The organism is Arthrobacter sp. TE26545, from assembly GCF_056279005.1.
Map to the genome: position 1 here is coordinate 1,455,940 of NZ_JBWBQM010000001.1, position 12,715 is coordinate 1,468,654.

Annotated in this window: 8 protein-coding genes and 1 tRNA gene; 8 read left to right on the top strand and 1 reads right to left on the bottom strand. The window is 66.9% G+C overall.

Translation table 11 applies throughout. The features are described 5' to 3' along the window. Nucleotides 1–28: 28 nt before the first annotated feature. From ACZ9CK_RS06470 to ACZ9CK_RS06495, 6 genes are all read left to right on the top strand, one after another. On the top strand, nucleotides 29–1,225 hold the full coding sequence (locus tag ACZ9CK_RS06470) for a pseudouridine synthase (protein WP_426302951.1): 1,197 nt from the start codon (nucleotides 29–31) through the stop codon (nucleotides 1,223–1,225). Between the two features lie 3 nt (nucleotides 1,226–1,228). After that, complete coding sequence (locus ACZ9CK_RS06475) at nucleotides 1,229–2,335, top strand: prephenate dehydrogenase (RefSeq protein WP_476049556.1); 1,107 nt, start codon at nucleotides 1,229–1,231, stop codon at nucleotides 2,333–2,335. Then, nucleotides 2,335–3,048 (top strand): (d)CMP kinase, encoded by a 714-nt coding sequence (gene cmk / locus ACZ9CK_RS06480; protein ID WP_426302953.1) that lies wholly within the window; start codon nucleotides 2,335–2,337, stop codon nucleotides 3,046–3,048. Before ACZ9CK_RS06475 ends, cmk begins: the two co-directional genes overlap by 1 nt. A 40-nt stretch (nucleotides 3,049–3,088) precedes the next feature. Then, the gene (locus ACZ9CK_RS06485) at nucleotides 3,089–3,739 is read left to right on the top strand and encodes a lysophospholipid acyltransferase family protein (RefSeq protein ID WP_476050869.1); all 651 of its coding nucleotides are present in this window, start codon (nucleotides 3,089–3,091) and stop codon (nucleotides 3,737–3,739) included. Then, on the top strand, nucleotides 3,736–5,286 hold the full coding sequence (der, locus tag ACZ9CK_RS06490) for a ribosome biogenesis GTPase Der (RefSeq protein WP_426302954.1): 1,551 nt from the start codon (nucleotides 3,736–3,738) through the stop codon (nucleotides 5,284–5,286). Before ACZ9CK_RS06485 ends, der begins: the two co-directional genes overlap by 4 nt. Nucleotides 5,287–5,430: 144 nt before the next feature. After that, nucleotides 5,431–6,780 (top strand): HNH endonuclease signature motif containing protein, encoded by a 1,350-nt coding sequence (locus ACZ9CK_RS06495; protein ID WP_476049557.1) that lies wholly within the window; start codon nucleotides 5,431–5,433, stop codon nucleotides 6,778–6,780. 417 nt (nucleotides 6,781–7,197) lie between these two features. Here the strand turns inward: ACZ9CK_RS06495 and ACZ9CK_RS06500 are convergent, their stop codons facing one another. Continuing rightward, nucleotides 7,198–7,974 (bottom strand): hypothetical protein, encoded by a 777-nt coding sequence (locus ACZ9CK_RS06500; RefSeq protein ID WP_476049558.1) that lies wholly within the window; start codon nucleotides 7,972–7,974, stop codon nucleotides 7,198–7,200. Nucleotides 7,975–8,195: 221 nt separating this feature from the next. Between ACZ9CK_RS06500 and ACZ9CK_RS06505 the strand changes: the two genes are divergently transcribed. Further along, nucleotides 8,196–8,269: transfer RNA gene (locus ACZ9CK_RS06505), tRNA-Pro, on the top strand. 616 nt (nucleotides 8,270–8,885) lie between these two features. Further along, nucleotides 8,886–12,512, top strand: a complete 3,627-nt coding sequence (gene metH, locus ACZ9CK_RS06510; protein WP_476049559.1) for a methionine synthase — start codon at nucleotides 8,886–8,888, stop codon at nucleotides 12,510–12,512. Nucleotides 12,513–12,715 lie beyond the last annotated feature (203 nt).

The following is a 12,715-nucleotide window of genomic DNA, read 5'->3' on the forward strand; positions in this document are numbered from 1 at the left end:
AAGCCGGCCCATAACAAAAGGACGGGTCATGACACAGGCGGGACGCCAGGGTTCACCACGTAACAGTTCGGGACGCAGCGGCTTCGGCAGCAGCCGGGGCAACGCAGGCCGCGGCGGAGCAGGCTTTGGCGGCAGCCAGGGCGGCGCGGGCAAGCGCAGCTTCAACGACCGCGGCGAACGCGGCTTCCAGGGCGAACGGCCGTCCAGGCCGTCCCGTCCCCGCGAAGAGCGCCCCTTCGATCCGGACAACCCCACCTCTGCCGCCGGCGACCGCAAGGCCCCTGCAGCCAAGGCCCCGCGCAAGCCCGGCTCCAACAAGCCCGGCTACGGTAAGGCTCCCGGCACGCCCGGCGCCCTGAAGCCCAAGAAGAAGCCCGCAAAGCAGGCCGGCGCCCGCGCCTTCGGCAGCGAACGCTTCGGCCAGAACCTGGGCCCCATCCGCAAGCCGCGCGGCCCCAAGGGCAACGTACCGCAGTCCGAGCAGCATGACGCCGACGGCGTGCGCCTGCAGAAGGTAATGGCCCAGGCCGGCGTGGCTTCGCGCCGTGTGTGCGAAGAACTGATCCTCGAAGGCCGCGTTGAGGTCAACGGCCAGGTGACCACCGAGCTCGGCATGCGCGTGGACCCCAAGTCCGCCGTGATCCACGTGGACGGCATCCGCATCCAGCTGGACGAAAACCTGCTGTACATGGTCTTCAACAAGCCCAAGGGCGTCGTCTCCACCATGGAGGACCCCGAAGGCCGCCCCTGCATCAGCGACTTCCTGAAGAGCAGCAAGACCCACGGCGAACGGCTCTTCCACGTTGGACGCCTTGACGTCGCCACCGAAGGCCTGCTGCTGCTGACCAACGATGGCGAACTCGCCAACCGCCTCACCCACCCCTCCTACGAGGTGCCCAAGACCTACCTGGTGCAGGTCCGCGCCCCGTTCCCGCACGGCGTCGGTGCCAAGCTCAAGGCCGGCGTGGAGCTCGAGGACGGGATCGCCGCCGTCGACTCCTTCCGCCTGGTGGACTCCACCCCCGGTTACGTGCTGATCGAGGTCGTGCTGCACTCAGGCAAGAACCGCATCGTGCGCCGCATGTTCGACGCCGTCGGCTTCCCCGTGCAGCGTCTGGTGCGCGTCAAGATCGGCCCCATCGGTCTGGGCGACCAGCGCCAGGGCAGCATCCGCAACCTCGGCAAGCAGGAAATCGGCCACCTTCTGGCTTCGGTGGGGCTCTAAGGCATGTCGGCATTCCACACTCACGGCCGGGGGCACCTGGACGGGCCGGTGGTCATCTTCGGCACCGGGCTGCTCGGTGCCAGCATCGGCCTGGGCCTGCGCGGCCGCGGCGTGCCGGTCTTCCTCTCCGACCCGTCGCCCACCAACCAGGCTGTCGCCGTCGACATCGGGGCCGGCCGGCCCCTGAAAGAGCTCGACGGCGACGCGCAGCTTGTGGTGGTGGCCGCCCCGCCGGACGTGACGGCCGACGTCGTCGAACGCGCTTTGGACGAGTACCCCGGCGCCGTGGTGGTGGACATCGCCAGCGTGAAGGCCGGCATCCAGGCCGATCTTCGCGGCCGCGGCGTGGACATGTCCCGCTACGTCGGCACGCACCCGATGGCTGGCCGCGAGAAATCCGGCCCTGTCGCCGCCCGCGGCGAGCTGTTCACCTCCATGCCGTGGGTGCTGTGTCCCTCGGCCGAGAGCAGCGCGGACGCCCTGCAGACCGCGCGTTCCCTGGCCGGAGACCTGGGGGCGATCGTCACCCAGTTCACCGCCGAGGAACACGACGAAGCCGTGGCCCTGGTCTCGCACCTGCCCCAGGTGATGTCCTCCCTGCTGGCCAGCCGCCTGCAGGGCACCCCGCTGCACGCCCTGTCGCTGGCGGGCAACGGGCTTCGCGACACCACCCGCATCGCCGCCAGCGATCCCACCCTCTGGGTGCAGATCCTGGGCAGCAACGCGGAGAAGATCGTGGAGATCCTGCACGGTGTGCGCGAGGACTTGAACCGGCTCATCGGCACCCTCGAGGATCCGCTGGCACCTGGCGCCCGCTTGGACCTGGCCCAGCTGATCAGCGAAGGCAACGCCGGCCAGGCCCGCATCCCCGGCAAGCATGGCGGCCCGCCGCAGGCCTACTCCTGGCTGACGGTGCTGGTGGACGACAAGCCGGGCCAGATCGCGCGGCTGCTGACCGAGATCGGCGAAATCGGTGTCAACGTCGAAGACCTCCGTCTGGACCACTCGTCCGGGCAGAACGTCGGCATGGTGGAACTGTCCGTCCTGCCGAACACGCATGACCTCCTTGTAGAAGCCCTCAGCGACCGTGGATGGCGGGTACTCCAGTAATGACACGTGAACTCTTTGGCCCCGAAACCGTCGTCCGTCCCGGAAAGCCGTTGGTGGTCGCCATCGACGGTCCCTCCGGCTCCGGCAAGTCCAGCGTGAGCAAGGAAGTGGCGCGCCGCCTCAAGCTCGCGTACCTGGACACCGGCGCGATGTACCGCGCGCTCACCTGGTACTGCCTGAAGACGGGCGTCGACCTGAACGACGGTGCCGCCGTCGAGCAGGCCGCGGAGGACCTGCCGCTGGAGCAGAGCACCAGCCCCAACCACGAGTACGTGGCGGTGGGCGGCGTCGACGTCACCGAGGACATCCGCGAACCGCGGATCTCCTCCTCGGTCAGCGCCGTCGCCACCACCCTCGGTGCCCGCAACGAGCTGATCCGCCGCCAGCGCGAGCTGATCGACCAGCACCACCACCGCATGGTGGTCGAGGGCCGGGACATCACCACCGTCGTCGTGCCCAACGCCGAAATCCGCATGCTGCTGACCGCCAGCGAGGAAGCCAGGCTCCGCCGCCGCGGCATCCAGCTCGGCGGGACGCAGAGCAAGGAAGAACTCGCCGCACAGGTGATCCAGCGCGACGCGAAGGACTCCACCGTTGTGAACTTCACCCGCGCCGCCGACGGCGTGGTCACCCTGGACTCCTCGGACCTGGACTTCGAACAGACCGTGGACACGGCGCTGGAAATTGTGGCCAAGGTCATCTACGGTGACTGACCGCGTCCTGCCGGCACACCGCGTCCCGGCCAAATGGACCATGCTGTGGAGCCGGCCTGTCGGCTTCCTGCTGGACCATGTGCTGTACAAGACCAGCGTGCGCGGGCGCTCGAACGTGCCGAAGGCCGGGCCGGTGATCTTCGCCGGGAACCACATCAGCTTCCTGGACGGGCCGGTGATGTTCGGCGCGGCCCCGCGGCCCATGCACATCCTGGTCAAGAAGGAAATGTTCACCGGGTTCCTCGGGCGGGTGCTGCGTGCCTCCGGCCAGATCCCGGTGGACCGCTCCGGCGACCGCGCCGCCCTGCACACCGGCAAGGGACTGCTCGACGCCGGCCGTTGCGTTGGGATCCTGCCTGAAGGGACCCGGGGGAGCGGCTCCGCTGAAAGCATCGCCAACGGGGTCGCCTGGCTCGCGCTGGCCACCGGCGCCACGGTGGTGCCGGTCGCGATCCTCGGAACCCGCAGCGGCGCGGAACACCGCGATTCGATCCCGCGGCTGCGCCGCCGCCTCTCCGTCAGCTTCGGTGCTCCGCTGTGCTTGAGCCGCCGGGCCGGTGAGTCCGGGCGTGTTTCAATGGACAGGGCGGCCGCCGAGATCCAGGCCGCGCTGGCCGGGCACGTCCGGGACAGCGTGGCTGCTACTGGACAACTGCTTCCCCACATACCACCACTAAGGAAAGTGCAATGAGCGATACGACTCATAAATCCGGCCTCCACGGAGCCGGCGACGACGAATACACGCCCACCGGCACCGACCAGGTGGCTGAGAACCTCGCCGCCCTGGACGACGAGGAGGCCGAGCTCCGCGCCGCCTCCCTCCGTGCCGGCCTGGAAGACTACGACCTCGATGAGGACGACGCCGCCCTCCTTGACGGCCTCTACGAGGACGAAGGCGAGGAAGGCCCGCTCAAGCTGGACCCGGTCCTGGCCATCATCGGCCGCCCGAACGTCGGCAAGTCCACGCTTGTGAACCGTATCCTCGGCCGCCGCGAGGCCGTCGTCGAGGACGTTCCCGGCGTCACCCGCGACCGCGTCATGTACTCGGCGCGCTGGAACGGCAAGAACTTCACCCTCGTCGACACCGGCGGCTGGGAGCACGACGCCAAGGGCATCCACGCCCGCGTTGCCGAGCAGGCCGAAATGGCCGTTGAGCTGGCCGACGCCGTGCTGTTCGTGGTGGACTCCGCCGTGGGCGCCACCGCCACGGACGAAGGCGTCGTGAAGATGCTGCGCAAGTCCAAGAAGCCGGTCATTCTCGTGGCCAACAAGGTGGACGACTTCGTCCAGGAAGCCGACTCCGCCGTGCTGTGGGGCCTCGGTTTCGGCGAGCCGTACCCGGTGTCCGCACTGCACGGCCGCGGCGTGGCCGACCTCCTGGACAAGGTGATCGAGACCCTTCCCGAATACTCGCAGGTGGAAAGCGTGGACCGTTCCGGCGGACCCCGCCGCATTGCGCTGATCGGCCGCCCGAACGTGGGCAAGTCCTCGTTGCTGAACAAGCTCGCGGGCACCGAACGCGTCGTGGTGGACAACCTCGCCGGCACCACCCGCGACCCCGTGGACGAGTTCATCGAACTCGGCGACCGCACCTGGCGCTTCGTGGACACCGCAGGCATCCGCCGCCGCCAGCACATGGCGCAGGGCGCGGACTTCTACGCCTCCCTGCGCACGCAGGCCGCGCTCGAAAAGGCGGAGGTCGCCGTCGTACTCCTCGCCGTCGATGAGGTGCTCAGCGAGCAGGACGTCCGCATCCTGCAGCTTGCCATCGAGTCCGGCCGCGCGCTGGTGCTCGCGTTCAACAAATGGGACCTGCTGGACGACGAACGCCGCCGCTACCTTGAGCGCGAGATCGAGCAGGACCTGGCACACGTGGAGTGGGCGCCGCGCGTGAACATCTCCGCCAAGACCGGTTGGCACAAGGACCGCCTGGTGCCTGCGCTGGACAAGGCCCTGGAGAGCTGGGACCGCCGCATCCCCACCGGCCGGCTCAACGCCTTCCTGGGCGAGCTCGTGGCCGCGCACCCGCACCCGGTGCGTGGTGGCAAGCAGCCGCGCATCCTGTTCGGCACCCAGGCCTCCAGCCGTCCGCCGAAGTTCGTGCTGTTCACCACGGGCTTCCTGGACCCCGGATACCGCCGCTTTATCACCCGCCGCCTGCGCGAGACGTTCGGCTTCGAGGGCACGCCCATCGAGGTCAGCATGCGTGTTCGCGAGAAGCGGGGCAAGAAGCGGTAGCTTCTTCTCTCTGCCTGCGCGTTAGCGCACAACGTCTTAGCGCACGACGGCGCGCCCCCCCTTTGCGGGAGGCGCGCCGTTTGCGTTTTTGATGGCTTTCTTTTGGGGCCTAATAAAGTCAGACCCCCTTGTTTGAATTGATTCATGGAGATCACCAGCAGCTTGAACGGGAAGGCGCCGCAGACCGACGCGGCGTCCGATCCCTTGCTGGTGTTGGACGGGATGGTTTCCACACTGGTTTCTTTGGAATCGGCAATCGCCAGCCTGCAGGCGATGCGGGAGTACACGCTCGCCATGGCGTCTCAAGCGGCGGAACTGATGGTCGACGGCGTTCGGCCGGGTGTGGGTGCAGCGGGCTTTACTGCGGCGTGGGATTCGGCTGAGCTGGCCAAGCGTGCGGTGGCGGCCGAGATCGCCACCGCTACCCGTGCGAACGACCGCACCGTGCAGCGGCAAATGGGCCAGGCCGTCGAGCTATTGGACCGCTTCCCGGCAACGTTCGCAGCCTTCGCGCAGGGGCGGATCAGCCTGGCCCATGCCCGTGTCATCCAAGATGCTGGTGCTCCGCTGGACGACCCATCGGCCCTGGCCCGGTATGAGGCGGCGGTCGTGGCTTGCGCCGAGAAGCAGGCGCTCGGCCGTCTGCGGCGTCTGGCGGCCCGCGAAGTTGAGAAGGCCCAAAGCGAGCCCTTGCCCAGCCGGCATGAACGGGCTGTTGCGGATCGCCATGTCCGGGTGACTCCCTTGCCGGATGGGATGGCCGAGCTCACTGCGGTCCTGCCCGCAACAGTGGCTTACGGCATCCATGACCGCCTCACCCAGATGGCGCGGGCCCACGCCGCCGCGTCCTCAACCGACCCTGCCGCGCCGGGCCCGGGCGCTGGCGTAGAGCGGACCGTTGACCAGCTCCGTGCCGACCTTTTGTCCGAACTGCTGCTGTGCGGCGCGCCCACTGCGCACGACACCCCGGACGGCCTCCTGGCCGCGATCACGGCCCGGGTAGATGTCACCGTTCCTGTGCTGACGCTGATAGATGGCGAAGGTTCCCCGGCGGAACTGAACGGGCAGCACCCGATCGACCCTGCCATCGCGCGGATCCTCACCGGCCAAGCCACCGCGTGGAACCGAGTCCTTACCGATCCCATTACCGGCGCAGTACTCGCAGTGGACCGGTACCGGCCCAGCGAGGACCTCAAACGCCTGCTGGCTGCCCGGGATACCCGGTGTCGTTTCCCCGGCTGCGGAATCAAGGCCCGTGACCTGGATCTGGACCACACCTACGACGCCGCCCTCGGCGGAACCACGGAAACAGGCAACCTCGCTGGTTTGTGCCGTCGTCACCATATGCTGAAACACCACTCGCAGTGGAAAGTTCGGCAAGCCAAGGCCGGGGTTCTGGAATGGACCAGCCCCACGGGCCGAAGGTACACAGATCGCCCACCCACACCGGCGACAACCACGGTCGGAACCGGCAACAAACCGCCGCCATTTTGAACCGCCTCTTGGGGGCGGGCGGGTAGCCTGCCAGCTACTTGAGCCAGGCGTGAAGTTGACTCCCTCAGGCGTGCGTTTGTTGCGGAAAATCAGGTCCGCTTGGCCGGCCTGGCTTCCATCAGAGCCCGAGGAAATCCCGTAGCCACAGGTCAATGGAGGCCATGGTGGACAGGTCCACACTGCCGGCTTCTCCCGTGATTCGCTGCCGGTGAGTGGATCGAGGCTGCTCCGTCATCGCGAAACGCTCTTGGTCCAGCCGGAGACTGCCTCATCCCAAACCTGCGTCTCCTGGGCGTTGGAATCGTCATCCGAAAGCCGTCCGTAGGCCTCGCGGACTTTATAGAAGCGGCGGGAGCGCTCATACCGATCCAGAAGTTCCGTGAGCAGGCGGGCGGGGATGCCGATGCATATTCCAAATCAGCCGTTCGGGTACGCCGCGGTAATCGCCTTCTGCCGCAGGACGGCGAACTGGGCGTACATGTCATGCATCAGGTACAGGTCCCGACGGCGGGTCCACGGCTGGCCGGACTGGGGGTCATAGTCGCCGGGCATCTCGACTCCGGCCGGGGCGAAGGCGTTCATGCCGCGGTCGCGGGTGGTCTGGACGCAGCGCTTCACGTGGTCGCGGAAACCGACCACGCCTGCGATGCCCGACGTCCCACGGAGGGCAACCACCTGGGCGGCGACGCCGTCGGTGCTCAGGTAGGTGATGGTGCCGTCGGCGGCGATGACGGGCTCGATCGAGGTCACCTGGACCATGCCGTATTTGCTGTCGAGGAAGCGTGCGATTTCCCACTGGGCAAAGACCGGAACGTCCTTCAGCTTGCGGATCGCCGCGATGGCGTCTGCGAGGGCTTCGTTGACGGGTCCGGGCTCGTAGAGGACCTTGGCGGGATCGCCGCCATCGGCCGGGGCACGGTTGCCGAAGGCGTATGCCACGATGTAATCGATGTTCTCCACCGCGGTCACCGGCGGGTCCCAGTTGAAGCCGATGTCCTGGATATGGGGTTCGACGACGGCGGCCGTCGCAGGGTCGTCCAGCTCGCGGCTGAGGGCGTCCAACATGAGGCGGGTGAGCTTCTGCTCCTGGGCTGTGTCTGCCGGGCTAGCTCCGGCGGCTCCGGCGGCGAGGAGGGGCAGCGAGGCGGCTGCCGTGGTGGCGGCAGCGGTGGTGAAGAATCGACGGCGGTCCATGGGGGAGCCTTTCGGTCGGGGGTTGGAGGTGCTCCCGAACCGTAACGACGGGGTCTGAACGCGGATTGAACGGTGGGTGGCTGGCCGGTTCGCTGCTACGGTTTTCTGGCGCCCGCGACACGGCGTGTCGGAGGGCTTCCGATTTCTCATCCGGGCCGCTTTCGTATAGGCTGATACGCGTTGCTTGAACGGCCGCGAACAGCGATAACGGTCAGGCAAGGCGGGCTGTAGCGCAGCTTGGTAGCGCACTTGACTGGGGGTCAAGGGGTCGCAGGTTCAAATCCTGTCAGCCCGACATCTAACCCTGGTGGAAGAGATTCCACCAGGGTTTTGTCGTGTTTTGGGCCATCCTCCCCGGTTTCTTTTGCGCCTACCGCATTCCGTCAGCCTTCAAATGGGCTTCTCGTAGCGGTGTGGGGAAATGTTCCACCGAGAGCCGGCGTATACGGTGAGGCCATGCGGAACGAGTATGACGTAGTTGTAGAGGTGCCGACGCTGAAGGGGGAGTACCACTCCGACCGGCTGGTCCGCGAACGCGGGTACGCAGTCAACTGGATGGTGCCTGGTACTTCTTCTCGGCGCTTGAACCTGCCTATGCCTTTGGCCGTGCTGGCAGGATGTCGCTTCAAGTAGGTTCATGGACCATTGTTGATGCAGTTACGGAAGTGCGCTTCGATGGCCTCGAGCGCGGTGACGTCCGAACACTGTATTTGTTGAAGGACGCGAGTCTTCGCGACCATGATGCCGAGCGCGACCATGAGGTGTTGAGGCGCTTTGCTGATGGTGTACGTGCTAACAGCGCCCATTGGCACAAACCTCCTGCGGCTGCAGAGTGAGCCACCCCCGTCACCCACCGCAACAACCCACCCCGAACCCGCCCCAAAGCAAGCACGCGCCGTAACCTTGTTCACATGCCTCGTTTCGCGCTCGATATCGACTCCGTGCCCCGTCCGGCCCGCGCGCAGGCGCTCCTGGATGCCGTGGACCAGCGGGTCGTCATTGCCGACGGCGCCATGGGCACCATGCTGCAGGGCAAGGAGCTCTCCCTCGAGACAGACTTCCAGGGTCTCGAGGGCTGCAACGAGATCCTCAACGACACTCGCCCGGACGTCATTGCGGACATCCACGACGCCTACTTCGCCGCCGGCATCGACGCCGTGGAGACCAACACCTTCGGTGCCAACTGGTCCAACCTCTCTGACTATGGCATCGACGACCGCATCGAAGAGCTCGCCCTCAAGGGCGCCAAGATCGCCCGGGAACGCGCCGAAGCGGCGGAAACCCAAGACGGCCGCATGCGCTGGGTCCTCGGCTCCATAGGCCCCGGCACCAAGCTCCCCAGCCTCGGCCACACCAGCTACGACCACCTCAAGCAGACTTTCGCCCTGCAGGCCGAGGGCCTCATCGACGGGGGCGCGGACGCCTTCCTCATCGAAACCAGCCAGGACCTCCTCCAAACCAAGGCCGCCGTCAACGGCTGCAAGCAGGCCATCGTCTCCCGCGGCATCCGCCTCCCGATCTTCGTCGAAGTAACGGTCGAGACCACCGGAACCATGCTCATGGGCTCCGAAATCGGTGCCGCACTCACCGCACTGGAACCCCTCGGCGTCGACGCCATCGGACTGAACTGCGCCACCGGCCCGGACGAGATGAGCGAGCACCTCCGCCACCTTGCCAAGCAGTCCACCGTCGCCATCGCCTGCATGCCCAACGCCGGCCTGCCCATTCTCGGCGCCAACGGCGCGCACTACCCGCTCACGCCCGCGGAACTCGCCACCGCGCACGAACAGTTCGTCCGCGAATTCGGCCTGGGCCTGGTGGGCGGCTGTTGCGGTACGACGCCGGAACACATGGCCGCCGTCGTCGAACGGCTCGCGCCCTTCCGGACGAAGAAGAAAAACAGCGGTCGCACGCCCACCGAACGCGAAGCCGGCGTCGCCTCCCTCTACCAGCACGTGAACTTCGACCAGGACGCTTCCTACCTCGCCATCGGTGAGCGCACCAACGCCAACGGCTCCAAGGCCTTCCGCCAGGCCATGCTCGAAGAGCGCTGGGATGACTGCGTGGACATCGCCCGCGAACAGATCCGCGTCGGCGCCCACCTGCTGGACGTCTGTATCGACTACGTGGGGCGCGACGGCGTGGCGGACATCAAGGAGGTCGTCTCGCGTTTCGCTTCGGCCTCCACCCTCCCGCTCGTCATCGACTCCACGGAACCGCCTGTCCTGAAAGCCGGCATCGAACTCATCGGCGGCCGCCCGGTGGTCAACTCCGTCAACTATGAAGACGGCGACGGCCCGGACAGCCGCTTCGCCAAGATCATGCCGCTCGTGAAGGAACACGGCACCGCGGTCATCGCCCTCACCATCGACGAACAGGGCCAGGCCCGCACTACCGAAGGCAAGGTGGCCATCGCCTCCCGCCTGGTCGATTCCCTGGTGGGCGAATGGGGCATGCGCGTCGAAGACATCATCGTGGACGCGCTGACTTTCCCCATCGCCACCGGCCAGGAGGAAACCCGCCGGGACGGCATCGAAACCATCGAGGCCATCCGCCAGATCACCGCGAAGTACCCCGGCATCAACACCACGCTCGGTGTCTCCAACGTCTCCTTCGGCCTGAACCCGGCCGCGCGCATTGTGCTGAACTCCGTATTCCTGCACGAGGCAGTGCAGTCGGGGCTCACCAGCGGGATCATCGACGCCGCCAAGATCGTGCCGCTTGCCTCCCTGCCGGAGGAGCAGCGCAAGGTCGCCCTGGATCTCGTCTGGGACCGCCGCGAGTACGACGCCGACGGCAACGTCACCTACGACCCCCTCGCCATCATGCTGGACATGTTCGCCGGCGTTGACACTGCAGCGCTTAAGGACCAGCGCGCAGCGGAACTCGCGGCGCTGCCCACGGGCCAGCGCCTGGAACGCCGCATCATCGACGGCGAAGGCAAGGGCCTGGAAGAAGACCTCGACCTGGCGCTCGCCGAGGGGATGACCGCGCTCGGCATCATCAACGATCACCTGCTCGAAGGCATGAAAGTGGTCGGTGAGCGCTTCGGCGCCGGCGAGATGCAGTTGCCATTCGTGCTGCAGTCGGCCGAAGTGATGAAGTCGGCGGTCGCATTGCTCGAGCCTCACATGGAGAAGTCGGATTCCTCCGGCAAGGGCACCATGGTGATCGCCACCGTGCGCGGCGACGTGCATGACATCGGCAAGAACCTGGTGGACATCATCCTCACCAACAACGGCTACAAGGTGATCAACCTCGGCATCAAGCAACCGATCGCCGACATCATCGCCGCCGCGGAGGAGCACAACGCGGACGTGATCGGCATGTCCGGACTCCTCGTGAAGTCCACCGTGGTGATGAAGGAAAACCTCGAGGAGCTCCAGTCCCGCGGGCTGGCGAAGCGGTGGCCGGTCATCCTCGGCGGCGCGGCGCTCACCCGCGCCTACGTCGAAGCCGACCTCGCGGGGCAGTTCGAGGGCGAGGTCCGGTACGCGAAGGACGCCTTCGAGGGCCTGGCGCTCATGGAGCCGCTGGTGAAGATCGCCCGCGGCGCCAACCCCGCTGACGTCGGCCTCCCGCCGCTGAAGAAGCGCCACCACAAGCGTGGCGGCACCCTCACCCTGACCGAGCCGGAGGCGATGCCAGGCCGTTCCGACGTCGCCGCCGACAATCACGTGCCCGCGCCGCCGTTCTGGGGCACGCGCATCGTGCGCGGCGTGGCGCTCGCCGACTACGCGGCATTCCTCGACGAACGTGCCACCTTCATGGGGCAATGGGGTCTCAAACCCGGCCGCGGTGACGACGGCGCCTCGTACGAGGAACTGGTGGAACGCGAAGGCCGGCCGCGCCTGCGGTACTGGCTGGACCGCATCCTCGGCGAGGGAATGCTCGACGCATCCGTCGCCTACGGCTATTTCCCGGTCGTCTCCGAAGGGGAACAGGTGGTGGTGCTGCACCACGGCGAGGACCGCGACGGCGTCCTCGGCACCGCGGGCCTGCTCGCCCCCGACGGCGGCTCAGGCGGCCCGATCGGCACCGACCGCTTGCGCTTCGATTTCCCGCGCCAGCGCCGCGACCGGCACCTGTGCCTCGCCGACTTCGTCCGCTCGCGCGAATCGGGACAGGTAGACGTCCTGCCGGTCCAGCTGGTCACCGCAGGCAACAAGATCGATGAGGTAACCGCGGAGCTGTTCAAGGGCAACCACTACCGCGACTACTACGAGCTCAACGGCCTGGTCATGCAGCTCACGGAGGCGCTCGCGGAATTCTGGCACGCCCGGGTCCGCGAGGAGCTGGGCTTCGCGGCCGAGGAACCGAAGGACAAAGCAGGCCTGTTCAAGCTCGATTACCGCGGTGCCCGGTTCTCGCTCGGATACCCCGCGTGCCCGGACATGGAGGACCGCCGCAAGGTCGTCGAACTGCTGCATCCCGAGCGGATGGGCGTGGTCCTCAGCGATGAGCTGATGCTGCACCCCGAGCAGTCCACCGACGCGTTCGTCTTCCACCACCCGGAGGCGAAGTACTTCAAGGTGTGAGCTGGGCCCGAGACTACCGGTAGTTTGTGCAATAGCTTTTGGCTGAATAGCTGAAGCTCACAGAAGGGTTTTGAGACGATCTGAATTGGAGCGTTTAGGGTGCCTTCACCGGGCAGTGTTGCGGGCGGGTGCTATGGGAATCAGCCGAGGGTCCGGGGACAGCCTCCTCGAAGAAGGCTAAGGCAGTGGCGAGCTGACGCGGT